Annotated in this window: 25 protein-coding genes; 11 read left to right on the top strand and 14 right to left on the bottom strand. The window is 72.5% G+C overall.

The window, feature by feature from the left end; genetic code table 11:
• Window positions 1–45 precede the first annotated feature (45 nt).
• Genes BUE41_RS12045 through BUE41_RS12030 form a run of 4 tightly spaced genes read right to left on the bottom strand, consistent with a single transcriptional unit; the run spans window position 46 to window position 2,334 of the window.
• Complete coding sequence (locus BUE41_RS12045; RefSeq protein ID WP_084754833.1) at window positions 46–852, bottom strand: IclR family transcriptional regulator domain-containing protein; 807 nt, start codon at window positions 850–852, stop codon at window positions 46–48.
• Between the two features lie 7 nt (window positions 853–859).
• A complete protein-coding gene (locus tag BUE41_RS12040) occupies window positions 860–1,612 on the bottom strand; it encodes an alpha/beta fold hydrolase (protein ID WP_073457156.1) in 753 nt (250 codons plus the stop codon).
• Window positions 1,613–1,657: 45 nt separating this feature from the next.
• On the bottom strand, window positions 1,658–2,014 hold the full coding sequence (locus BUE41_RS12035) for a DoxX family protein (RefSeq protein ID WP_073457155.1): 357 nt from the start codon (window positions 2,012–2,014) through the stop codon (window positions 1,658–1,660).
• Entirely contained in the window at window positions 2,011–2,334 is a 324-nt protein-coding gene (locus tag BUE41_RS12030) for a hypothetical protein (RefSeq protein ID WP_073457154.1), read from the bottom strand. Before BUE41_RS12030 ends, BUE41_RS12035 begins: the two co-directional genes overlap by 4 nt.
• Window positions 2,335–2,424: 90 nt before the next feature.
• Here BUE41_RS12030 and BUE41_RS12025 point away from each other — a divergent pair, with 90 nt between their 5' ends.
• The 5 genes from BUE41_RS12025 to BUE41_RS29625 all read left to right on the top strand — a co-directional run bounded on the left by BUE41_RS12025 (window position 2,425) and on the right by BUE41_RS29625 (window position 6,910).
• Window positions 2,425–3,288 carry a sigma-70 family RNA polymerase sigma factor gene (locus tag BUE41_RS12025; protein WP_073457153.1) on the top strand — a complete coding sequence of 288 codons (864 nt, stop codon included), beginning with the start codon at window positions 2,425–2,427 and terminating at the stop codon, window positions 3,286–3,288.
• A gap of 328 nt (window positions 3,289–3,616) precedes the next feature.
• Window positions 3,617–4,069, top strand: coding sequence for an RrF2 family transcriptional regulator (locus BUE41_RS12020; RefSeq protein ID WP_073457152.1), 453 nt, complete (start codon window positions 3,617–3,619; stop codon window positions 4,067–4,069).
• Between the two features lie 97 nt (window positions 4,070–4,166).
• The gene (locus BUE41_RS12015) at window positions 4,167–5,471 is read left to right on the top strand and encodes an acyl-CoA dehydrogenase family protein (protein ID WP_073457151.1); all 1,305 of its coding nucleotides are present in this window, start codon (window positions 4,167–4,169) and stop codon (window positions 5,469–5,471) included.
• A 411-nt stretch (window positions 5,472–5,882) separates the two neighbouring features.
• Window positions 5,883–6,317: an Hsp20/alpha crystallin family protein gene (locus BUE41_RS12010; RefSeq protein ID WP_073457305.1), complete on the top strand. Its 435-nt coding sequence runs from the start codon at window positions 5,883–5,885 to the stop codon at window positions 6,315–6,317.
• A 158-nt stretch (window positions 6,318–6,475) separates the two neighbouring features.
• Window positions 6,476–6,910 (top strand): helix-turn-helix domain-containing protein, encoded by a 435-nt coding sequence (locus BUE41_RS29625; RefSeq protein ID WP_407691658.1) that lies wholly within the window; start codon window positions 6,476–6,478, stop codon window positions 6,908–6,910.
• Between the two features lie 128 nt (window positions 6,911–7,038).
• On the opposite strand, the gene BUE41_RS12000 is transcribed toward BUE41_RS29625, so the two are convergent.
• From BUE41_RS12000 to BUE41_RS11985, 4 genes are all read right to left on the bottom strand, one after another.
• Window positions 7,039–7,506, bottom strand: coding sequence for a hypothetical protein (locus BUE41_RS12000; RefSeq protein WP_143172102.1), 468 nt, complete (start codon window positions 7,504–7,506; stop codon window positions 7,039–7,041).
• Between the two features lie 46 nt (window positions 7,507–7,552).
• Window positions 7,553–7,771 carry a hypothetical protein gene (locus BUE41_RS11995; RefSeq protein WP_073457149.1) on the bottom strand — a complete coding sequence of 73 codons (219 nt, stop codon included), beginning with the start codon at window positions 7,769–7,771 and terminating at the stop codon, window positions 7,553–7,555.
• Between the two features lie 130 nt (window positions 7,772–7,901).
• On the bottom strand, window positions 7,902–8,288 hold the full coding sequence (locus tag BUE41_RS11990) for an STAS domain-containing protein (protein WP_073457148.1): 387 nt from the start codon (window positions 8,286–8,288) through the stop codon (window positions 7,902–7,904).
• A gap of 135 nt (window positions 8,289–8,423) precedes the next feature.
• Entirely contained in the window at window positions 8,424–9,065 is a 642-nt protein-coding gene (locus BUE41_RS11985; RefSeq protein ID WP_073457147.1) for a hypothetical protein, read from the bottom strand.
• A gap of 132 nt (window positions 9,066–9,197) precedes the next feature.
• Between BUE41_RS11985 and BUE41_RS11980 the strand changes: the two genes are divergently transcribed.
• A complete protein-coding gene (locus BUE41_RS11980; protein ID WP_073457146.1) occupies window positions 9,198–10,757 on the top strand; it encodes a serine hydrolase in 1,560 nt (519 codons plus the stop codon).
• 7 nt (window positions 10,758–10,764) lie between these two features.
• On the opposite strand, the gene cofC is transcribed toward BUE41_RS11980, so the two are convergent.
• The gene (gene cofC, locus BUE41_RS11975) at window positions 10,765–11,430 is read right to left on the bottom strand and encodes a 2-phospho-L-lactate guanylyltransferase (RefSeq protein ID WP_073457145.1); all 666 of its coding nucleotides are present in this window, start codon (window positions 11,428–11,430) and stop codon (window positions 10,765–10,767) included.
• A gap of 67 nt (window positions 11,431–11,497) precedes the next feature.
• Here cofC and BUE41_RS11970 point away from each other — a divergent pair, with 67 nt between their 5' ends.
• From BUE41_RS11970 to BUE41_RS11955, 4 genes are all read left to right on the top strand, one after another.
• Entirely contained in the window at window positions 11,498–12,202 is a 705-nt protein-coding gene (locus BUE41_RS11970) for a lysophospholipid acyltransferase family protein (RefSeq protein ID WP_200803873.1), read from the top strand.
• On the top strand, window positions 12,199–13,209 hold the full coding sequence (locus BUE41_RS11965; RefSeq protein WP_084754826.1) for an NAD(P)H-dependent glycerol-3-phosphate dehydrogenase: 1,011 nt from the start codon (window positions 12,199–12,201) through the stop codon (window positions 13,207–13,209). The genes BUE41_RS11970 and BUE41_RS11965 overlap by 4 nt, the downstream gene beginning before the upstream one ends.
• Window positions 13,190–14,311, top strand: coding sequence for a cystathionine gamma-lyase (locus BUE41_RS11960; RefSeq protein WP_073457144.1), 1,122 nt, complete (start codon window positions 13,190–13,192; stop codon window positions 14,309–14,311). The genes BUE41_RS11965 and BUE41_RS11960 overlap by 20 nt, the downstream gene beginning before the upstream one ends.
• 117 nt (window positions 14,312–14,428) lie before the next feature.
• Entirely contained in the window at window positions 14,429–15,019 is a 591-nt protein-coding gene (locus tag BUE41_RS11955; RefSeq protein WP_084754872.1) for an HNH endonuclease, read from the top strand.
• A 3-nt stretch (window positions 15,020–15,022) separates the two neighbouring features.
• Here the strand turns inward: BUE41_RS11955 and BUE41_RS11950 are convergent, their stop codons facing one another.
• From BUE41_RS11950 to BUE41_RS11940, 3 genes are all read right to left on the bottom strand, one after another.
• Window positions 15,023–16,660, bottom strand: coding sequence for a right-handed parallel beta-helix repeat-containing protein (locus tag BUE41_RS11950; RefSeq protein ID WP_084754824.1), 1,638 nt, complete (start codon window positions 16,658–16,660; stop codon window positions 15,023–15,025).
• Between the two features lie 229 nt (window positions 16,661–16,889).
• Window positions 16,890–17,597, bottom strand: coding sequence for a response regulator transcription factor (locus BUE41_RS11945; protein WP_073457142.1), 708 nt, complete (start codon window positions 17,595–17,597; stop codon window positions 16,890–16,892).
• A gap of 23 nt (window positions 17,598–17,620) precedes the next feature.
• Window positions 17,621–18,985: a sensor histidine kinase gene (locus BUE41_RS11940; protein WP_073457141.1), complete on the bottom strand. Its 1,365-nt coding sequence runs from the start codon at window positions 18,983–18,985 to the stop codon at window positions 17,621–17,623.
• 134 nt (window positions 18,986–19,119) lie between these two features.
• On the opposite strand from BUE41_RS11940, the gene BUE41_RS11935 reads away from it, so the two are divergent.
• Window positions 19,120–20,142 carry a GNAT family N-acetyltransferase gene (locus BUE41_RS11935; RefSeq protein WP_143172101.1) on the top strand — a complete coding sequence of 341 codons (1,023 nt, stop codon included), beginning with the start codon at window positions 19,120–19,122 and terminating at the stop codon, window positions 20,140–20,142.
• A 656-nt stretch (window positions 20,143–20,798) separates the two neighbouring features.
• On the opposite strand, the gene BUE41_RS11930 is transcribed toward BUE41_RS11935, so the two are convergent.
• Both BUE41_RS11930 and BUE41_RS11925 read right to left on the bottom strand, forming a co-directional pair.
• Window positions 20,799–21,791 (bottom strand): polysaccharide deacetylase family protein, encoded by a 993-nt coding sequence (locus BUE41_RS11930; protein ID WP_073457139.1) that lies wholly within the window; start codon window positions 21,789–21,791, stop codon window positions 20,799–20,801.
• A 15-nt stretch (window positions 21,792–21,806) separates the two neighbouring features.
• Window positions 21,807–22,550 (bottom strand): polysaccharide deacetylase family protein, encoded by a 744-nt coding sequence (locus BUE41_RS11925; RefSeq protein WP_073457138.1) that lies wholly within the window; start codon window positions 22,548–22,550, stop codon window positions 21,807–21,809.
• Window positions 22,551–22,564: the final 14 nt, after the last annotated feature.

The raw sequence follows: 22,564 nt of genomic DNA, 5'->3' as shown, positions 1-22,564 counted from the left end.
GGTGTCTGGACAAGAACGTGGAGGTCCGCCGGGTGGAACGCCCGGTCAGCGGATGCGGCCGAGCCCTTCCTCGATCGCGGCCGCCGCCTCGAGCACGTCGGGCAGGTACTGGTGGACCGTCTCGACGTCGGCGGCGTGGCTCGACACGTTCAGCGCCGCGACGACCTTGCCCGACTTGTCCCGCAGCGGCACGGCGAGCGAGCGCACACCCTCGGCCAGCTCCTGGTCGAGCAGCGCCCATCCCTGCTCCCGCACCTGCATGAGCGTGCGGCGCAGCTCCTGGGGATCGGTGACGGTCTTGTCGGTGAGGTGCTCGGGCGACACCGTCTCCAGGTAGCGGTCCAGCCAGTCGTCGGGCTGGCCCGCGAGCAGGACCCGGCCCATCGACGACGTGTGCGCCGGGAACCGCGCCCCGACGTTGATCGAGACGCTCAGGAACCGGCGGGTGGGCACCCGCGCCACGAACACCACGTCGGTGTCGTCCAGCACGGACAGCGCGCAGGACTCACCCACCCGGCGCACCAGGTCCTCCATCACCGGCAGCGCGATCTCCGGCAGGCTCAGGCTCGACAGGTAGGCGTAGCCGAGCTCGAGGATCCGCGGCCGCAGCGAGAACATCCGGCCGTTCTGGGCCACGTAGCCGAGGTCGACGAGCGTGAGCAGGAACCGACGGGCGGCGCCCCGGTCCAGGCCGGTGATCCGGGCGATGTCGGCGAGCGTCATCTCCGGGTGGTCCTCGTCGAACGCCTTGATGACGGCGAACACGCGCTCCACCGACTTGATGAAGTACGGCTCCCGCTCCGGCTTCTCCGCGGCGTCCTCGCCGGTGCCCTGGTCGGGTGCTGCCGCCACGCTGCTCTCACTCCTCGCCGTGCCGTCCTGTCGGCTCGAACCTACCGGGGCCCGCCGTGCGCACCGCGTCGGCGAGGAGGGTCGCCAGTTCCGCGGGCGCGCCGAGCATGGGCGAGTGCGCGCGATCGAGGACGTGCCGCGCGGTCGCGCGCTCGGCCATGCGCTGCTGGGCGGCCGGCGGGATCGCTCGGTCCCGGGCGCACACGACGTAGGTGCTGGGGACCTCGCGCCACGCCGCAGCGCCCACCGGGCTGGTGACCGTGCCGACGTGCTCCGGTGTGAGCCGCGCGATCGCGGCGTCGGCCGCGGCGGGCGGGAGATCGTCGTAGAACATCAGGCGCGCCGAGGCGGCGTCGACCGTGAGGTGCTCGCCGTGCAGCGCGGGCCCGATGCCCTCCGGGTACTCCGGCGCCGGCACGTTGGCGTCGACGCACGACTCGCCCTCGTCGAGCAGGAACGCGGCGACGTAGACCAGGTGCGTGACCGACGGCCGTCCGGCGGCCGCCTCCGTCACCACGGCGCCGCCGTACGAATGCCCAGCCAGCACGACCGGCCGCCCAGCAGCGTCGATCTCGGTCCGCAGCGCGGCCACGTGGCCGGCCAGATCGGCCCGGCCCGGCGCGCGGCCGGGTCCCGGCAGCGTCACGGCGCGGGCGTCGACGCCGGCGGCCGCGAGGTGCGCGAGCACGGGATCCCAGGCCCACGCGCCGTGCCAGGCGCCGTGGACGAGCAACAGGAGTGGGGGTGGCAGCTCCGACACGCTGGTGAGCGTATCGCGCACACTTGTGCGGAATACGCACTTCTTTCAATGGCTGAGGAGGCCGAGCACCAGCGTCCCCGTCGCGAGGGCGAGGAAGCCGCCCGGGAACAGCAGCTGCGCGGAGCAGTCGCCCGCCCGCAGGTGGGTGAGCAGCGCGCCGACGAAGAACAGGACGAGCCCGATCGCCGCCGCCGTCCCCACCAGCGGCACCCCGAACAAGCCGAGCAGCAACCCGGCGGCGCCGGCCGCCTTCGCCGTCGCCAGCGGGTACACCCAGGACTCCGGTACCCCGACCGCCGCCGCGTTCTTCAGCACGAACGGGGCCTTGGCGAAGTCGGCCACCGCGATGCCCGCGGTGGCGACGATCGTCGCGACGGCCACGCAGGTGTAGGCGGCGGTCACCGTGCCGGCACCTCCTCGAGCAGGCCGTATGAACCCACGACGGTCACCGGCGCGGCGGTCGGGGGCTCGTCGCCGAGCGCGCACGCGATCATGCGCTGCTGGAACTCCCGGGCTGCCGGGATCTCCGGCAGCGGGTTCGGCGCCCCCTCGTCGAGCTGCAGGATGTTGAGGAAGCTGACGCCGTCGGCGAGCTTGCAGGCGGCGAACCGGGTCCCCGCCGGCTGCTCGACGGCGAGCGCCTCGCACATCGCCGTCAGCGCTGCCTGTACCTGCGCGACGTCGGCTGGATCGACCCTGAACTGCACCACCAGGACGCTCATGGCCGCATCTCCCTCTCCGCGGGTCGTGTCCCGCGCCGGGTGCGCGGGACGTCAACCGGGGTGACGGAGCCGAAGCGCGGAGAGGGACACATGAACGACGACGAGCTCGCCGCCCTGTTCGAGCCGCACCGGCCGCGGCTGCGGGCGCTGGCGCACCGGCTGCTGGGATCGGTGCCGGACGCCGAGGACGCGGTGCAGGACGCCTGGTTGCGGCTGCAGGGTGGCTCCGTGGAGGAGATCGGCAACCTCGGTGGGTGGCTGACGACGGTCACGTCACGGATCTGCGTGGACCGGCTCCGGGCCCGGCGCGCCCGCCCCGAGCTCCTCACCGGCGACTGCATCGACCAGCCCGGTCCCGTCGACCCCGCGGCCGAGGCGGAGGTCGCGGACTCCGTCGGCCGCGCGCTCCTCGTCGTCCTGGACAGCCTGTCGCCCGCCGAGCGGGTCGCGTTCGTGCTGCACGACGTCTTCGCGGTCCCGTTCGCGGAGATCGCGGTGGTGCTCGGACGGTCGGTGGAGGCGACGAAGAAGCTCGGCGCGCGGGCGCGCAGGCGGGTGCAGGCGGGGGCGACGGCGCCGCAGGACCTGGCCGGGCGGCGGCGGGTCGTCGAACGGTTCCTGGATGCGCTGCGGCGCGGTGACATCGCGGCGCTGCTCGACGTGCTCTCCCCGGAGGCGGTGCGGCGGGTGGATCCGGTGCTCCTCGCGCCCGGTCGGTCGGAGGTCGTGTGCGGGGCGCGGGAGATCGCGGCCGAGGCGCTCGTCTTCGCCGGGCCGGCGCGGGAGGCGGAACCGGCTTTGCTGGACGGCGCACCCGGTGCGGTCGTGGTCCGGGACGGGGAGCTGACGGTGGCGATCATCTTCGTCTTCGACGGAGCGCGGATCGACAGCTACGAGGTGGTGGGTGATCCGGAGCGGCTCGCGGCGCTGGACGTCGAGCGCTGGCCGGTGTGATCACGGTAGAGCTGCTACCGCATCAGCGACGTTCGCCGCTGGCACGGGGCTCTGACCAGGTCCTTCTCCTGGTGGGCTGCGGCGTCGAGGCACTGCTTGTGATGCGGGTCATCCCTAAAGTAGTATTTGGCGTACCGAGTTTTTGTGAGAGCGATGCATCGGGTCGGCCACGGCGACCCGGCGCTCGCGGGTGCCGGAGTCGTGGATGTCGCCACGGGCCACCGCCCGGTGTGGACGTGACCGACTCCGGGCGGGCGACGCGCTTCGGGCGTCCGACGTCGTCGAGGAGAGGTAGAGTCCGCCGGACCCTCGATCGAGACGAGCTGGCTTGAAGCACACCAACCACGCCGACTACGCGCTGCGCGTCGTGCTCTTCCTGCGTGTGGCTCCCGGACGGCGTGGCTCGATCGCCGACATCGCGGCAGCGCACCACGTGTCCCGGCACCACCTCGACAAGGTGGTTCAGCGCATGGTCGCCGCCGATCTCGTTCGCACGACCCCTGGCCGCGGCGGCGGCGTGAGCCTCCACCGCGACCCGGCGACCATCACCGTCGGCGAGGTCATGCGGGCCATGGAACCGGACCACGCCGTCGTCGAGTGCCTCGGTCCGGTCAGGTTCTGCCGGGTGGCGGGTGTGTGCGGGGCGCGCAACGTCTTCGCCGAGGCCGTCGCCGCGTACTTCGCTGTCCTCGACGCCGCCGGCCTCGACGACATCGCCGTGAACGATCAAGGCCTTCGCGGTGCGCTCGGGCTCACCGGGAGCACCGACATCCGCCGGTAGCCGCTGGCCGTCCTGCGCTCGCGCCGAAGCCCTCCGCGGGTTCACCGGTGCGCGCCGTCGCACGGCCCGCACTCATCCTCGACGAGGAGGAACGCTCGTGTCGATCGACTTCGAACTGACCGCGGAGCAGAAGAAGCTCAAGTACGGCATGCGTGAGTTCGCGCAGGAGGTGGTCCGACCCGCCGCCGAACGCGCCGACGCGCTGACCGATCCGCAGGAGGCCTTCCTCGCGATGAAGCCGGCCTTCGAGCAGGCCTCCGCGATGGGGCTGCCGACCAGCTTCCTCCCGAAGAAGTACGGCGGCGGCGGCCTGTCGAACGTCGACTTCATGATCGCCGCCGAGGAGCTGTGCGCCGTCGACCCGGGTTTCCCCACGATCGTGCTCGTGAACGGGCTCGCGCTGATGCCGCTGACGTGGTTCGGGAGCGAACAGCAGTGCGAGAAGTGGATCGGCCAGGCCACGTCGAGCGGACGCACCGACTACCTCGCGGGCTGGGTCGTCAGCGAACGCGGTGGCACCGCCAACTTCGATCACCCGAGCCCCACCGCGGGGATCCAGCTCGTCGCCGACCACGACAAGGCCAACGGCGAGTACGTCCTCAACGGCGAGAAGCACTGGCCCTGCAACGCCGGCGGGTGGGACCTGCAGGGCGCGGACGTGAACCTGTGCATCGTGCGGACCGACCGCACCAAGGGGGGCAAGGAAGGCCTCAGCGCGATCCTCGTCGAACGCGGCACCCCCGGCATCGAGTACGAGGTGATCGACAAGATCGGGCACCGCACCTGCCAGAACGTCACCATGACGTTCCGCGACGTCCGGGTGCCCGAGGAGAACCTCTTCGCCCACGGTGACGGCGACCTCGTCATCAACCGCAACTTCACCTGGTCCGGCTCCGTGGCCAGCATCGCCGCCGTCGGTGTTGCCCGCGGCGCGTACCAGTTCGCGCTCAACTGGGCCAGGACCTTCACCGGTGGCGGCGCTCGCCCGATCATCAACCACCAGGCCGTCGGCAACCTCCTCACCGAGATCGCCGCGAAGATCGAAGCTGCCCGGTACATGTGCTGGAAGGCCGCTCACTACATGGACATGTACGACAGTGAGGGCCAGGCCCTCGGGGCGATGAACAAGACCTTCTGCGGAGACCTGATGCAGAGCGTCGTGTTCGACTGCATGCGCATCGTCGGCGTCAACGCGGTCGACAAGAAGTTCCCGATGGAGAAGTACTACCGGGAGTCGCTCATCTTCCCGCTGTACGACGCGGGCAACCTCGCGATGCAGCGGAGGAAGGCGTGGGGCGTCATGGCGGACGCGGAGTTCTCCCCGGACACGTTCGTCGACTGCGACCCGCTGCAGTTCAAGAAGTCGATGGAGGGGTACGGCGTGATGGCGGAGGTGGGGTAGCTCCGGCGCTCCCCGGGTCGCTCTCGGGCACCGCCACGGATCGCCGCGACGGCTCCGCCCCGGACTCGGTGGCCGCGGAGGCCATCGGTCGGTCGCCGTCCTGTCCGCGCCGGCGGCGGGTGCGCGAACGGAAGGGTTCGCCGCCCGCCGCCGGCGCGGCTTCGTGACGTGTGCTCTCGGGTCGTCGTGGACCGGGTGGCGCGGATGCGGCGACCGAGGTGGGAACCGGGCGAGCAGCCGCAGCCCGGGTCGGGCTCCTGAGCTGGACATACCCGGACAACCGTCAGTTTGCAGTAGAGATTTTCTACATCTACCCTTGGAGGTATCGGGGGTCGGTGGATCCGGTTCCCGTGGTAACCACATCACTTCTGCTGTCAGGAGGACAGATTTCAGTAGGAGGGATGGATGGCGATGTTGATGCGGACCGACGCGTTCCACGAGCTTGATCGGCTTGCGGAGCAGGCGCTGGGGGTCGTGAGCGCGTTCGCGCGGCCGTCCGCGATGCCGATGGACGCGTGGCGGGACGGTGACACGTACGTGCTCGCGATCGATCTGCCGGGGGTGGATCCGTCCGCGATCGATGTGAGCGTGGAGCAGAACACGCTGACGGTGAAGGCGGAGCGGCCCGATCCGACGACCCGGGGCGACGTGGAGATGCAGGTCGCGGAGCGGCATCACGGGTCGATGACGCGGCAGCTGTTCCTCGACGACGGGCTCGACACCGAACGCATCGACGCGCGGTACGACGCCGGTGTGCTGACGCTGCGCATCCCGGTCGCGGAGAAGGCCAAGCCGCGGCGCATCGCGATCAACGCGGGCCCGGAGCGCGCCCAGATCGACGCCTGACGGGCGCGCTGCGGAGCGGTCCGGTCCCGGCCCGGAATGTGGTCTGGATCGAATCCGTCCCGGGTGACGTGACCCGCAGAGAATCTGCAGTAGCATCAACAAATATGGCCCGCGGGAAGAGGAGGCGTGACGCGGCAGCGTCGGGAGGAGGTGAACGGGTGCCGGAAGGTGTCGGCAAGCTCGACGACGCGGACTACCCCGCGCTGACCATGGGCCAGGCCGCCGAGCTGCTCGGTGTGCAGCCGGCGTTCCTCCGCAGCCTCGACGCGGCGGGCGTGCTCGCGCCGCACCGGTCACCCGGCGGACATCGCCGCTACTCCCGCCGCCAGCTCGCGCTGGCGCAGCGCATGCGTGAGCTGTTCGACGACGGGATGACGCTCGACGCTGCCGCGCGCATCGTCGAGCTGCAGGACCAGCTCGCCCGGGAGCGGCAGGACGCGCAGATGATCATCGACGATCTGCGCAGCCGGCTCGCAAGGGTGACGGCGGCGCTGCAGGATCCACCGCCCCAGTACCCGCCGCAGCAGGGGCCCGGCGGACCGGACACGCAGCAGCCGCCTTCGGCGCCGCCGTCCGCGCCGTCGGTGTCTTGAGCCGCGTCGACCAGCAGCGTCGAACCGGTTTCGAACCTGGCAACGACAACGCCCCGGCCACGGGCCGGGGCGTTGCGCGTCGAGTTCGCTACGGTGGTTCGGTCTGATACGGCGCGGTTCGATACGGCTCAGTGGTCGAAGGCGGCGCGGGCGGCCGCCAGTGTCGGGAAGACCTTGAAGCGGTGCAGCAGGCGACGCGCCCGAAGCGGCACGTCGTGGGTCAGTGCACCCCGTCCCACCAGGTGAACGCCCACCCCGCGTTCCGCGGCGGCGGGGAGCGAGCCGAGCAGCACCTCCAGTCCTTCGGCCGTCAGGCCCGCGCACTCGGACACGTCGATCGCGATGTGCCGCAGGCGCGTCCGGCCGGTGTCGAGCAGGTGCAGCCGAGCGCAGATCAGGCGGACCACGCGGTGCGCGGCCGCCTCGTCGAAGAGGCCGGTCACCGGCACCACGTACCAGTCGTCGGCGCCGGGGCGCCGCCCGGCCCGCAGGCCGGACGGCACCGCCCCGGGGCGGGCCGGGGTCCCTGTCGCAGCTCGCGATCGCAGTGACCGCGTCACCTGCCGGGGCGCCGCGGTCGTCGGATGCGTCGCCACCGTCGGCATCGTCGCCCCCGTCGGCATCGCCGTCACGGCCACGGCCTCAGGACGACGACCCCGAATGCGGCGACGTCCCGGCGGTCGGTCGCGCGCCGGGTCGCACGGCGGTGTCCCGCACGGTCCTGCGCCGACCCCGCACGCCGTGGATGGCCTGCACAGCGCGGGCCGCGTCGTCGATGCGGAAGGCCGCGCTGATGGGATCCGTGACGTCCGAGTCGTGCTGCTTCACCGTTGCCTCCTCCTCGACGGGCTCGATGTCCACGTCCCCTGACCATCCTGTGCCGAAACCTACAGTTGTCGCAAGAGATCTTCTGCAGTCAAACCGTGAAATCACAGGTGGCCCAGTGTCCGGTTCGGCCGTTCGGACGGCAGGGTCGATGCCGATGCGGCCGTCAGAGTGACGAGGCCAGGCGGCGGCGCGCACTGCAGATGTCGGGGTGGAGGGGGAGCTGCCCGGGGCCGGTGCCGTGCGCGGCAACGACGTCGAGCAGCCGCCGCACGATGGGCTGGTCGCCGACCAGCTCGACGGCGATGCCGCGCTCAGCGGCCTTCGCGCGGGCGTCGAGGACGGCGCGCAGGCCGCTCACCCCGACGAACGTGACCCGGTCGACGTCCACGACGACCAGGGCCGTCCCCGGCGTGGCGATCGCGGCCGCCAGGAAGGCGCGCACCCGCCCCTCGGTGCTGATGTCGAGCGCGCCGGACACGGTCACGACGCAGATCCCCGGCTCGGTGCGGACGAGGTCGACCGAGAAGTCGGTGCGAGCCGGATCAGCCATGCGCCGCTCCCTGAGCGCGTCGGGTCCATCGCTCCCGGCCGAGCCACCGGCGCGACGCGGCCCTCCTCAGTGGACCAGCACCCGCGGGCCCGCACAACCGCAGCTCGGGCGATCACCCGAACGCGGCGCGGCCCGTCACGGCGTGTCGAACAGCGCGCGGTCCTCGGCGGTCCACTCCGCGCTGCGGCCCTGGGTGGCGCAGAACATCGACCAGGTCAGCAGCGGGCCGGACGGTCGCGGCGGGCGGGCCCAGTAGCCGATCGACTGCTCGTAGCGCCACGCACCGGTGCCCGGGCCCTTCACCGACACCAGCTGACCCGCGCTCTCCAGCTTGCGCAGCGCGCGGGTGAACCGCGACGACGACGCGGCGAGGTTGCGGCGGGTGCCGAGCATGACGTGGCCCCGCTCGCGCACGTGCTGCAGGAACAGGTCGGGGCGGGCCTGCCGGAAGCGGTACTCGACCACCCCGTACTCGACGAACGGCTCGCCGGGGTTGACGCAGGCGAGCAGCGGATCGAGCAGCTCGTCGATGGAGGCGTCGTCGGGGTTCGGGCGCGGCGCGCGCGGAGCCCGGGGCGCCCGGGTGGCCGACGACGAGGACGAAGCCGCCGTCCGGCGCGGGGAGGGCAGGTCGACGGCGTCGGGGGTGGAGCTCCACCGGAACGGGCCTTCGCCGCCGTGGTCACCGGTGCAGGTGTAGTCGATCCGCCCGTCCGGCGAGCGCCGCGGCGGCAGCACATCGTCGAAGGAGAAGCACTTCGGGCAGGTGACGATCACCGACGGTCCCTTGCTCGACCCACGTACGCGACTCTAGCGAATCCGCAGCCGGCCGACGCCCGGGCGTTAACGGACTGACGGTCCCCGGCGAGTGAACGAGGCCGATGTGGACAGCCGAGGCAGGTGACCCCGATGGACCGACGGATCGTCGTCGTACTCCTGCTCGTCGTGCTGCTCGGGGGCGCACTGGCCTGTTCGCCCGGCTCCCCGGACCCGGCCGGTCCGGCCACTGCGCCACCCGCCACCGACGTGCCGCAGGCGCAGGTCGACGACGCGCTCGGCCGCATCGACGACGTCGTCGCCGCGACGATGAGGGCAACGGGGGTGCCCGGTGTCGCGGTCGGTGTCGTGCACGGCGACCGCACCGTGTTCACCAAGGGGTACGGGGTGCGTGAGCTGGGCAAGCCGGACCCGATCGGCCCGGGCACCGTGTTCCAGATCGCTTCGCTGTCCAAGCCGGTCAGCTCGACGGCCCTCGCCGCGCTCGTCGGCAAGGGCCGGTTCGGCTGGGACGACCCGGTGCACCCGCACCTGCCCGAGCTGGTCTTCAGCGATCCCTACGTCACCGAGCACGTGACGTTCGCCGATCTCTACGCGCACCGCAGCGGCCTGCCCGGCCTGACCGGCAACCGGCTGGAGGAGATCGGCTACGACCGCGCCGCGATCTTCGAGCGGATCCGGTACGTGCCGCTCGACCCGTTCCGCGCGACGTACTCCTACAGCAACTTCGGGATGACCGCCGCCGGGGAGGCCGCAGCGAGGGTCGCCGGCACCACGTTCGAGGACCTGATGCAGCAGGAGCTGTTCGGCCCCGCCGGCATGACCTCGTCGAGCGCGCGCAGCGCCGACTACCGCGCCCGTCCCGACCGGGCCACCGGGCACATCCGGGTGGGCGGCTCGTGGCAGATCGGGCCGGGTCGCGACCCGGACGCCCAGGCGCCCGCCGGCGGGATCTCCTCCACCGTCGAGGACCTGAGCCGGTGGATCCGGCTGCAGCTCGCGGGCGGCGAGCTCGACGGCACCCGGATCGTGGCGGAGGAGGCGCTGGCCGAGACGCACACCCCGCACATCCTGCGCACGCCGCCGACCGGCCCCGAGACCATCGGTGCGTTCTACGGCCTGGGGTGGAACGTGGACGTCGACCACCTCGGGTACGTGCGATGGTCGCACTCCGGGGCGTTCACGACCGGCGCGGCGACCACGGCCGTGCTGCTGCCCGAGCTCGGGCTCGGCGTCGTGGTGCTGACCAACGGCAGCCCGATCGGCGCCGCGGAGGCGATCGCCGACACGATCGTGGACGACGTGGTGCGCGGCGGCCCCACCCGGGACTGGACCACGGCCTGGGCCGAGCGCGTCGCCCCGCTGTTCCAGCCCGATCCGGAGCTCGCCGCGCCGCCGCCGAACGCCGCCCCGGCCCGGGACCTGAGCGCGTACGTCGGGACGTGCAGCAACCCGTACTACGGGGCGTTCACCGTCACCGCCGAGGACGGGCAGCTGGTGCTGCACGAGGGCCCGGGCGGGCGGCCGTTCCCGCTGACGCACTGGAGCGGCGACAGCTTCACGATCATCGAGTCCCCCGAGCTGCCCGACCAGCGTTCGAAGGTCACGTTCACGATCGGCCCGGACGGTCGGGCGACCAGCCTGGACGTGGGCGGGCAGCCCGGCGTGAACGTCCTCACCTGCACGCCGTGACCGGGGATCAGCAGTCCGGGCTCGTGGGGGCCAGCACGCAGCGGGTGTGCGGGCCGAGCCCCAGCTCGGCGGCGGCGCGCAGGTCGTCGGGGGTGTCGACGTCGCGGCGCAGCCCCGGCCAGTCGCCGACCAGTTCCTGCGCCCCGGCCGTGCGGTGGGCGGCCGCGGAGCCGTCGCCGAACCGCGGATCGAGCGGCTGCCCGGGTGCGGCGGCGAGCAGGGTGGTGCCGGTGCCTTCGGCGTCGGCGCAGAACGCGGCCGGTGCGCCGTGGCCGAACGCCACCCACGCGGCCGCGAGCGCCGCGGTCAGCTCCTGCGGACGCAGCGCCGGCAGGTCCGCCTGCAGCGCGGCCACCGGACCGTCGGTCCCCAGCAGCCCGGCGCCGTGGCGGTAGGCGGCGTTGAGCCCGGCGACCGGCCCGTCCGGCACGACCTCGACGCCGACCGCGCCCAGCTCGGCGGCCACCACCGGATCAGAGCTGACCACCAGGAGCCTGCCGACGCCGGAGGCCCCGCGGACCGCGGCGATGGTGTCGTGGGCCAGCGCGAGGGCGAGCCGGGCGTGGGCGGACGGTTCGCCGACGCCGTCGTCAGCGGCACCGCGCAGGCGGGTCTTCGCCGCGGCGAGCACCTTGACCGGCACGACGAGGCCGAACGGCGGGGGAGGCGTCACCCGTCCATGGTGCACCCCAGGGGCCCGGTTGTGGACCAAGGGCGGCCCGCCGGGAAGACTCAGGCTCGTGAAGCGTGAGAAGGGCGGTTTCTGGATCGGGTTCTGCGCTGTCTTCTTCTACCCGATGGGCTGGCTGGCCGGTCGGGTGCACTACGAGGGCAAGCAGTACCTGCCACCGACCGGCGGCGCCATCGTCGTCGCGAACCACATCTCGCACCTCGACCCGGTCGTCACCGGCCTGATGGTCCACCGCGCGCGCCGGGTACCGCGGTTCCTCGCCAAGGACAGCCTGTGGCGCAAGCCGGTGCTGGGCACGATCATGCGCGGCACCGGGCAGATCCCCGTCCACCGCGACACCGCCGACGCGCAGCAGAGCCTGCGCACCGGCATCGCCGAGCTGCAGCGGGGCAAGGTCGTCGTGATCTACCCCGAGGGCACGATCACGCGCGACCCGGCCGGGTGGCCGATGGAGGCGCGCACCGGCGTGGCCCGGATGGCGCTGGCCACCGACGTGCCGGTCATCCCGTGTGCGCACTGGGGCACCCGCGACGTCTACGACGGCTACAACAAGAAGTTCCGCCCGCTGCCGCGCAAGGACATCACCGTGCGGTTCGGCCCGCCGATCGACCTGTCCGAGTACCGCGGCAAGCCGGTGGACGGCGAACTGCTGCGGGAGGTCACCGACATGATCATGACCCGGGTCCGGGACCTGGTCGCCGAGGTGCGCGGGGAGCCCGCGCCCGCCGAGTTCTTCCGCCGGAGCGCCTCGTGACGCGCCGCGTGCAGCGGTTGGCCGTCCTCGGCGCCGGATCGTGGGGGACGGCGTTCGCGAAGGTGCTCGGCGATGCGGGCCGCGAAGTGATCCTGTGGGCCCGCCGGCCCGAGGTGGCCGCCTCGATCAACGAACGGCACATCAACCGCGACTACATGGCCGGGATCGTGCTCCCGCCGACGATCACCGCCACCACCGACCCAGCGGAGGCGCTCGACGGCGTCGACGCGGTGGTGTTCGGCGTGCCGTCGCAGACCCTGCGCGAGAACCTGGCCGGATGGCGCGACCTGCTGCCGCGGGACGCGACGCTGGTGAGTCTCGCCAAGGGCGTCGAGCTGGGCACGCTCAAGCGCATGAGCGAGGTCATCGTGGAGGTGGCCGACGTGCCGCCGGAGCAGGTGGCCGTCGTGTCCGGCCCCAACCTGGCCCGGGAGATCGCCGCCGAGGAGCCGAGCGCCACCGTGATCGCCTGCATCGATCACGACCGCGCGGTCGCGCTGCAGCACGCCATCACCGCGGGCTACTTCAAGGCCTACACCAACACCGACGTCATCGGCTGCGAGCTGGCCGGGGCCGGGAAGAACGTCATCGCGCTCGCCTGCGGCATGGCCGCCGGACTGGGATACGGCGACAACACCCGCGCCACGCTGATCACCCGCGGGCTCGCCGAGATGTCCCGGCTCGGAGTGGCGCTGGGGGCCGACCCGCTCACGTTCGCCGGGCTGGCCGGGCTCGGCGATCTCGTCGCGACGTGCTCGTCGCCGCTGTCGCGCAACCGCACGTTCGGCGAGCGGCTCGGCCGCGGTGAGACCCTCGCCCAGGCTGAGGAGGCCAACCACGGACAGGTCGCGGAGGGCGTGAAGTCGTGCCTGTCGATCTGCGAGCTCGGCCGGCGCCACGGGGTGGAGCTGCCGATCTCGGACGCCGTGCGGCGGGTCTGCCACGAGGGCCTGTCCGCGGCGGACATGGGCAAGGAACTGATCACGCGTGCCCCTCGGCCCGAGTAGCGGCGACGGCACGCGCTGCGTGCACGGCGGCCGGCCCGATCCCGGGCCCGGCCTGCCCACGCACCCGGGTCCCGTCCTGTCCTCGACGTTCGATCTGGGCGTCGGCCCCGACCTGCCCACCGACTTCTACGGCCGTGCTGGCAACCCGACGTGGCGGGCGCTGGAGAGCGCGATCGGCGAGCTGGACGGCGGCGAGTGCGTGGTGTTCGCCTCCGGCATGGCCGCGATCGCCGCGGTGCTGCGACTGGGCGCGCTGAAGGGCGATCTCGTGCTGCCCTCCGACGGCTACTACCTGGCCCGGTCGCTGGCGCAGGCCGAGCTGGGGCCGCTCGGCGTGGGGATCCGTACGGCCCCGACCGGCCCGGTGCCCGACGTGCGCGGGGCCGGGCTGGTGCTCGTCGAGACCCCGTCCAACCCGGGGCTCGACGTCACCGACATCGCCGCCGTCGCGGCTGCGGCGCACGCGGCCGGGGCGCTGCTCGCCGTCGACAACACCACCTGCACGCCGCTCGGGCAGCGCCCGCTCGAGCTGGGTGCCGATCTCGTCGTCGCGAGCGACACGAAGGCCCTCTCCGGGCACGGCGACGTCGTTCTGGGGCACGTCAGCACCCGCGACCCGGCGCTGGCCGCGGCGCTGCGCGAGGCCCGCACCCGGTCCGGCGCGATCCCCGGTCCCATGGAGGCGTGGCTGGTGCACCGCGGCCTGGGCACCCTCGATCTCCGGCTGGCCCGCCAGGCGGAGAACGCTCGCGCGGTCGCCGAGCTGCTGCTGGACCGCCCCGGCGTCACCGACGTGCGCTGGCCCGGCCTGCCGTCTGATCCCGCGCACGCCGTGGCCGCCCGGCAGATGCGGCGCTGGAACGGGCTGCTGCGGTTCACCCTGCCGTCCGTCGACGCGGTCGCCCGGTTCCTCGAGGCGTCGCAGCTCGTCGCCTCGGAGACCAGCTTCGGCGGGCTGCGCAGCAGCGCTGATCGCCGCGCCCGATGGGGGGACGACGTCGCGCCCGGGACCCTGCGGTTCTCCGCGGGCTGCGAGGACACCGCCGACCTCGTCGCCGACGTCGCACGAGCGCTCGACACCGCTGTCCGAGCCGAGAACTGATCATCGCAGGTCGCCTGGGTGATCCACGTGACTCGCCCGGGAGTAGAAGTCGCCTCTATATCACACGTGCGTAACCCGCCCTCGTTATGGTCTGATCTCACGAGGGAGGTGGTCGAGGTGAAGTACCGACAACCTGACCCCGACGGCGTCGACTCCAGCCAGGAGCCGCCGCCGGGGAGCTCGCCGAACCCGGGCGCGCTCCCGACGGGGTCCCGGGTCCTACTACTGAATGCCACCTTCGAGCCGCTGGCCGTGGTCACGGCCAAGCGCGCGGTGGTGCTGCTCCTCTCCGGCAAGGCCGAGTGCGTCGAGGAATCGCCCGTCGTCGCCTTCCACTCGGAGAACCTGACGGTCAACGCCCCGACCGTCATGCGTCTTTCCCGCTACGTGCGCGTCCCCTACCGCAGGTCCGTCCCCATGACCCGCGCGGGGGTGCTGCGCCGCGACGGCCGCCGCTGCGCCTACTGCTCACGCCGCGCCGACACGATCGACCACGTCATCCCCCGGAGTCGCGGAGGCACCCACACCTGGGAGAACTGCGTCGCCGCCTGCCGGGCCTGCAACTCGCGCAAAGCCGACCGGCTCCTGGAGGAGCTGGGCTGGAAGCTCGCGAAGCCGCCCAAGGCGCCGAGCCGGGCGGGAGCGGCCCTCGTGCTGGCGACGGAGCCGCTCCCGGCCTGGGAGCCCTGGCTGCAGGCAGCGGCCTGACGCTCAGTCCGCCGTCGGGGTCACCGGCTCCGGCACGGTCTCCTGTGCCCCGGACGCGTCCGTGGGGGTGCGCGAGGCCGAGCCGAGCACCGCGCTGACCAGGCCCTGGGTCAGCTGGCTCGTCGCCGCCTGGATCTCGTTGACCAGGCCGGTGAGCGCCGTCGTGGGGTTGGCGACGGTGTTCTCCACGGTCACCTGGTAAGCGCCGAGATCGATGCGGCTGCCGCGTTTGATGCCGGTGATGTCGAACGCCGGGGCGCCCTCGGGGTTGCCCGCGCCCGCGGCCTTCGAGCCCTTGATCAGCTTGAGCGCGCCGTCGAGGATGCCGTCGATCGCGCCGAAGATGTTGTTGTCGGCGGCGAAGCTGCCGGCGCTGCCGGACCCGAAGATGTTGTTCCGCAGGATGTTCGTGCCGGTGAAGCTGCCGCCGTCGAACTTCAGGTCGCTCTTGGCGTTCTTGACGACGGTGTTGTTGATGATCTGGATCCCGGAGAAGGTGCCGCTGGATTCGGTCCAGAAACCGATGCCGCCGCCGGCGTTGCCGCGGACCACGTTGTTGTAGACCTTGATGTTGGCCGCGCGGCGGGTCTCCGAGTAGTCCTCGACCGCGATCGCGATGCCGGCCTTCGACTCGTGCGTGGTGTTCGTGACGGTGTTGTTGAACACCTCGATGTCCCGCGCGGAGTCGATGTAGATGTTCGGCCCGCGGTTGCCGTCGACGGTGTTGTTGAAGATCCTGCCGTTGCGCGACTCGTACTTGGCGTCGATGCCCTCTTCGCCGTTGTCGTGCACCGTCGAGAAGCTGATCTCGAAGTTCTCCGTGTGGTCGAAGCTCATCGCCTCGTTGGAGGCGCTGGTGCCGCGGGCGTTGTTCCCGTGGATGTCGCAACGCTGCACCTTGATGTTCTTCGACTCCAGGAACACGACGCCGCCGTCCTGGGAGTCGGCGACCTCGCAGTCGCGCAGCACGATGTTGCTCGCCCGGTGGGCGTAGATGCCGTGCCGGCCGGAGCCCTTCACCGAGATCCCGATCATGGTGATCCAGGAGCGGTTGTCGAGGCTGACCAGCCCGTTCCCGCCGCCACCTCCGGTGATCGTGACCTTCTCACCGGGCACGGCCTGGATGGTGATCGGCTTGCCGGGCGCGCCGTCGACCTCGACGTCGAGCCCGCCGGGGTAGGTGCCGCCGGGGACCAGCACGGTGTCACCGGGCTTCGCCTCGGCCAGCGCGTCGGCGATCGAGCCGCCCTTGGCGACCCGGATCACCGGGCCGGTCGGCATCGACGGCAGCGGCGGCGGGACGGGTCCGATCCGCTCCGGCTCGGCGGTCGCCGCCGGCTGCTGCTGCTCCGGCTGCTCCTGGGCGGGTTCCGGGGGCGGTTCCGCGGCGGGTGCGGTGGCCTGCGGGGCCGGCTCGGCCGCGGCCTCCTGCTGGACGGCCTGCTGGTCGGCCAGCGGGCGGGTGCGGCTGTCGAGCAGGGCGGCGAGCGGTCCGGGGGTGGCGTCCTGCAGACCGAGGGCGACCATGACGAGCCCCGCGACCAGGGCACCGGCCAGGCCGGACCGCAGGCCGCGACCGGGCCGGCGGGCGACACGGCGGTGCGCCGCGCGTCCGGGCTTCGTCACTCGCTGTGCGCGCATGAGGTCTTGCTGATCCTTCCGGGAACGGCACGGTCGGGACTCGTGCCGCGACGGTAATCACCGCACGCGGAGAACGGGTCCACGGCGATCCCATCGGGTGATCCGCGGGACCGGGCCGGGCGACACCCGGGTGGGGTGGCTGGGGAGCGGCCACGTCCATCCTGACCCGAGGTTGCTCGGGAGGTCGCGGGAAAACGACGGCAGGCTCTGCTGGAGCGGCCAGCGGTCGTCAGCCTGTGGCCGGCGTCTCTTCGAGCCGGTAACCGAACCCGCGCAATGTGACGATGCGTGGCAACGGTGCGGTGACCGGTCCGGCGGCCTGCTCGAGCTTGCGGCGCAGCGCAGCCACGTGCACGTCCAGCGTCTTCGTCGAGCCCATCCAGTGGTCGTCCCACACGTCGGCCATCAGCGTGGCGCGGGAGAGCGCGACGCCGGGCTCCGCGGCCAGCCGGGCGAGCAGGTCGAACTCCTTGGCGCGCAGCGGCACCTCGCGCCCCCCGACGAGGACCCGCCTGCTGCCGGTGTCGACGGTGAGCGCGCCGAACGTCATCACCCCGGACGGGACGGTGTTCGCGCCGCCGCGGCGCAGGTGCGCCCGCACCCGGGCGAGCAGCTCGCCCAGCCGGATCGGCTTGGTGAGGTAGTCGTCGGCGCCCGCTTCCAGCCCGACGACGACGTCCATCTCCTCCTGGCGGGCGGTGAGCATCACGATCACGCAGCCCGGCTGCTCTGCGCGCAGCCGCCGGCACACGTCGACGCCGTCCATGTCGGGCAGGCCGAGATCGAGGAGCACGAGATCGATCGGCCCCGCTGCGGCCTGGTCGAGCGCCTCCCGGCCGTAGGTGACCCAGGTGGTCTGGTTGCCCGACGACGCGAGGCTGGTCTCCAGGACCTTGCCGATCGTGGGATCGTCCTCGACGAGCAGGATGCGGGCCACACGATCAGCCTAGAGGCGCTCGCTCAGGGACGGGTCCAGCCGGTGGGCAGCTGCAGCACCCCCTGGACGCCCCGCTCCGGGGTGGGTGGCGGCTCGGCCATCTGCGGCGGCTTGACCGGCAGGAACATCGTCAGCCTCGTCGGGTCCGACGAGGTCAGCTGCAGCCGCCCGCCCTCGGCCTCCACCAGGCGCCGGGCCAGCGCGAGCCCGATGCCGTGCCCCTCCGCGTCGGGTTCGCGGCGTTCGAACAGGTCCTGGCCCGCGCCCACCTCGACGCTGCCCTCGTCGGCGACGTCGATCGCGACCGCGTCCTCGATGTCGCGGACCCCGACCGTGACAGTGCCCCGGCCGTGCTCCAGCGCGTTGCCCATGAGCACGGTGAGGACCTGGCGGATCGCCGCCGTCGACGCCTCCACCGGCGGGAGATCGTCCTCCACGGCGAACCGCAGCGCTCGCTGCTCGGCGGTCAGCCGCGGCCCCCACACCTGCTCGACCTCGTTCAGCAGCCCGGTCAGGTCGAGGACACCCTTCTGCCGGGTGCCGCGGGCCAGCGCGAGCAAGTCGGTGATGGTGCGTTCCAGCCGGTCGACCTCGGCGAGGCTCGCCATGATCGCCGCGGTGTGGTCCTCGCGGCCGGAGCGCAGCGCGGCCTCCAGGCGCAGCTGCAGGCCGGTGAGCGGGGTCCGCAGCTGGTGCGACGCCTCCGCCGAGAACGCGCGCTCCCGGGCGAGCAGGGCGTCCAAGCGGGTCGCGGTGGCGTTGAGCGCCGAGCGGACCTCGTCGATCTCGGGGATGCCGGTGACGGTGTCGTCGGTGGTGAAGTCGCCGTCGCCCAGGCGCAGCGCGCGCCGAGACAGGTCCTCGACGCTGCCGGCGAGCCGGGCCGCCATCAGCCGCGCCAGCAACCACGTGACCAGCACGGCGAGCACAGCGAGCGCCGCGATCTGCGCGTACCGGTAGGCGAGGTTCTCGATCACCTGCTCGCCGCTGCGGGTGGCGCGCACGACCGCCTCGACGTCGCCGTCGTGGAAGATCGGGACGGCCACGACGAGCTCGTCCAGGTCGTCGTCGGAGTGCTCGACCTCGCCCTCGTTGATGGCCTTGCGCACCGCCTGGTCCGCCAGCGGCGGGCCGTCCCCGGCCACCTTCACGCCCCGGTGGTCGTAGATCGCGGCGTTGATCTCGTCCTCGATCCACGCCGGCGGCGGGACCCGGCCGCGCTGGATGTCGCCGCTGACGTCCGAGACGACCGAGTTGGCCTCCCGCTCCAGCTCGGCGACCTCCACGCTCATGTAGAAGCGCTCCGCGATCAGCGCGAGCGGGATCACGAACAGGATGATGGCGACCGCGGCGGCGACGACCGTGAGCAGCACGATGCGCTTGCGCACGCCCGGCCTCCCTCCGCCGCTCGGGTGGGTTCATGATGCCCGGTGCCGCGCCGGCCGGGCGATGCGCGGGCCCGGAACGGCGCGTGTGAGACTTCCGGCGCATCCGGCCGTCGACCCCGAGGAGTGTGCTCCCCGTGCGCTGCACCAGCGTCCGCCCCGCCGAACTGGGCAGCACCGAGCTGGCGCTGTGGCGGGAGTACGCGCAGCGCGGGCCGCGCAACCCGTTCCTGTCCCCTGAGTACGCGCAGGCCGTCGGTGAGGTGCGGGACGCCGCGCGCGTGCTCGTCGCCGAGGACGCCGGGCAGATCTGCGGCTTCCTCGCGATCGAGCAGCACGGGCGGATCGCCCGCCCGATCGGGTCGGGCCTGTCCGACTGCGAGGGCTGGGCGCTGGCGCCCGCTGCCTCGGTCCCGGGCGGTGCGGCGCTGCGGTCCGCCGGGCTGATCGGCTGGGACTTCGACACCCTCCTCGACGAACAGGTGCCCGCCGGCGCCTACCGGGTGCGCCGCGAACGCTCGCCGATCATCGCGATGCCCGACGGCTACGAGGCCTACCTCGAGACCGTGCGGGCGCGGTCGAAGAAGTGGCTGTCGTCGATGTTCCGCAAGCAGCGGAAGCTGGAGCGGGAGGTGGGCGAGGTCCGCTTCGAGTTCGCCTCCACCGACGACGCCGCACTGCGGGCACTGATGCGGTGGAAGTCGGGGCAGTACGCGCAGCTGGGGGAGTGGGACCGGTTCGCCGACCCGGGGATCGTGGCGCTGGTGTCGGGGCTGATGAAGCTGCGGTCCTCCTCGTGCTCCGGGGCGCTGTCGGTGCTGTGGGCGGGCGACGTCCCCGTCGCTGCCCATGCGGGGCTGCACTCGTCCTCGGTGCTGTCGTGGTGGTTCCCGGCGTACGACCCGGCCTACGGGAAGTACTCGCCGGGGATCCTCGTGCTGCTCCACCTCCTGGAGGGGGCCGCCGCTCACGGGATCGGGGTCGTCGACCTGGGGCGGGGGAAGCACGAGTACAAGGACGCGACCAAGACCGGGGAGCTGGTCGTGGTCACGGGGTCGGTCGATGCGCCCGGGGTGGGGGCGTTGCCGCGGCGGGTGAAGAGGGTTGCTCGGGCCGGGGTGCGGGTGGCTCGGAAGGTGACGGCGCGGGTTCGGGCGTAGGCCGCTGTCGCGGTCCCGCGAGTCTCGCGAACGGTGCGGTGAGCCTTGCGTTCGGTCGGGGTGAGTGGCGCGGCAGGACGAGAGGATGCTCGCCGCCGCTCACGCCCTGGTCGACGATCGGGTTGCTCGCGGGATCACCGATCCCGACGACGTCGACCGGTGGTGATCGATCGAGCGGCGCGGGCGCTGCAGGTGACACCCAGCATCGCCCGCAGACGCCTGCCCATCGCCCGGGATCTGGCTGCCGGGCTCGACCACGCCCGCAGCCTGTTCGCAGTGGGCGGCTGGATCACTCGAGGGCTGCAGCGGTGGCGGAGGCCACTCACCACCTGGACCCCGACGAGCGGCCCAGGTCGATGACCGCTTGGCCGGGCAGCGGATCGACACACTGTCGTTGGAACGGCTGCGGAACCTGGCCGAGCGGCTGGTCGCCGAGATCACCCCGGGGCAGGTCGAGGAGCGGGCTCGCGCGGGCGGCGGCTGACGGTGCGGCCGTCGCGGGCGGACGGCATGGCGTACCTGTCCGCGCACCTCCCGGCCGATGACCCAACGACAACGGCTACAGCGCCCTCCACCACCACGCAGAAGATGTCGGCGTCACCGAACGACCGAGAAGGAAACGACGACCGAAAACCCCGATCACCGTGAATTCCTTGTTACGCGTGCCGGGCCGGGGTGCAGAGGAGGCCGGGCAGCGCGCCCATGGCGGCGACGACCTCCGGGGTGTGCACGGAGAAGACGCCGGCGCGGTGGATGTCGAACTGGTCGACGTCGCCTTTGCGGGGGTTGACGCCGCCGTAGAAGCTGAAGGCTCGGCGGATGCCGTTCGCCGCCATGACGGCACGGGTGCGTTCGTCGAAGCTGACCTTGGCCCCGACGGGGTAGGCGAAGAGGTCGATGGGCTCGTCGAGCTCCGCGCGGAGGCGCTGGATGGAGCCGGTGACCTCCTGCTCCTGGCGGTCGGTGGAGAGGGTGGCCAGGACCGGGTGGGTGACGCTGTGGGCGCCGACCTCCATGCCCATGCTGCGGAGCTTGCGGACGTCGTCCCAGGTCATCCAGCTGTCAGCGGCCTTCTCGCGGGCGAGGCGGGGGCGGCCGGTCCAGGCGGAGAGGGCCTCGAGGAACTCCTCACCCTCGGTGCCGGCGCGGCTCTTGTAGGCGGCGTTGACGGCCTTGCGGAAGTGGGTCGGGGAGCTGGGGTGCAGGCCCTCGGGCAGCCACTTGGAGGGCGGGAGATCGACCGGGGTGCGGGTGAGCCAGGCGATCTCGTCCCACCAGGCGTGGTGCGGTTCGTCGATGAAGCCGGTGGTGACGAAGAACGTGCCCCGGACGCCGTGGGCGGCGAGGATGTCCGCAGCGACCATCTGGTCGGCGTAGCCGTCGTCGACGGTGATCGCGATGCGGCGGGCGGGGCCGCCGTGGCGCCACTCGGTGCTGCCGGCCGGCACGATCTCGAAGCGGTCCGCGAGGAGCCTGACCTGCTCGGCGAAGTCCTCCGGCGTGGCGCTGTAGAGATCGGGGTCGTCGGCCTCGGACGGGCGGCCGAAGCGGTGGTAGTTCAGGACCAGGAGGCCGCGCCAGGAGAGCCGCGCCAGTCGGTCGAGGCGGGTGCGCTTCAAGAGCGCGGCGAGCTGCGCGGTGCGTGACATGATCCCCCTGATCCCCTAGGTGCGACGCCCTGCCACCTTCTGGTAGAGCGACGAGGTGCGCACGTGTGCGTACCACCTACTGTTCTTGACGCGGAACTTCCACTCCGGGTTGCCCCGGTAGATGCCGGTGCGCGGCACCGAGTACGGGCCAGCCTCCTCCGGGCCCTCCGGCAGCGCGAGCGCGATGCGGTACCCGGCCAGCTCGGCGGCGCGGCGGACGTGCGGCGCGTGGTGGCCGAACGGGTACGCCAGCGACGTCACCGGGGCCTCGAGCAGGTCCTCCAGGAGCTCCTTCGACTCCTTGAAGTCGGCCAGGCACTCCGCCTCGGACAAGGTGGGCATGTCGGCGTGGCGCATCGTGTGGCTGCCGATCTCCCAGCCGCGGTCGTGCAGCTCGCGGATCTGCTCGGGAGTCATGAGCGGCGGCGCGTCGGCCGGATCGAGGCCGCGGATCCAGTCGACGGCGATGCCGCCCGGCTCGAGCGAGCCCGCGACGACGTACATGGTCGCGGTCAGGCCGTAGCGCTCCATGATCGGGACGGCGTGCTCGACGTAGTCGGCGAAGCCGTCGTCGAAGGTGAGCACCGTGGTGCCCGCCGGGACGGAGTAGCCAGCGGCGAGCCGGTCGATCACCCCGCGCAGCGGGACGACCGTGGTGCTGCGCGCCAGGACCGCGCACTGGCGCTCGAAGTCAGCGGTCTCGACGGAGACCGGGTCGTCCCAACCGTTCGTCACGGAGTGGTAGCACAGGATGCTCACGGGCATCAGGGTTG

The sequence above is a fragment of the Pseudonocardia thermophila genome, from assembly GCF_900142365.1.
Lineage (GTDB): Bacteria > Actinomycetota > Actinomycetes > Mycobacteriales > Pseudonocardiaceae > Pseudonocardia > Pseudonocardia thermophila.
Note: the sequence above shows the minus strand (reverse complement) of the source record. Positions and strands in the feature narration are given on the sequence as shown.

Bases quoted from the DNA above. Each gene is read 5' to 3' on its own strand.
- BUE41_RS11930 (WP_073457139.1), bottom strand. From the start codon at position 21,791: ATGTCACGCACCGCGCAGCTCGCCGCGCTCTTGAAGCGCACCCGCCTC.
- BUE41_RS12025 (WP_073457153.1), top strand. From the start codon at position 2,425: ATGAACGACGACGAGCTCGCCGCCCTGTTCGAGCCGCACCGGCCGCGG.
- BUE41_RS11950 (WP_084754824.1), bottom strand. From the start codon at position 16,660: ATGCGCGCACAGCGAGTGACGAAGCCCGGACGCGCGGCGCACCGCCGT.
- BUE41_RS12030 (WP_073457154.1), bottom strand. From the start codon at position 2,334: ATGAGCGTCCTGGTGGTGCAGTTCAGGGTCGATCCAGCCGACGTCGCG.
- BUE41_RS11980 (WP_073457146.1), top strand. From the start codon at position 9,198: ATGGACCGACGGATCGTCGTCGTACTCCTGCTCGTCGTGCTGCTCGGG.
- BUE41_RS11990 (WP_073457148.1), bottom strand. From the start codon at position 8,288: ATGGCTGATCCGGCTCGCACCGACTTCTCGGTCGACCTCGTCCGCACC.
- BUE41_RS12010 (WP_073457305.1), top strand. From the start codon at position 5,883: ATGTTGATGCGGACCGACGCGTTCCACGAGCTTGATCGGCTTGCGGAG.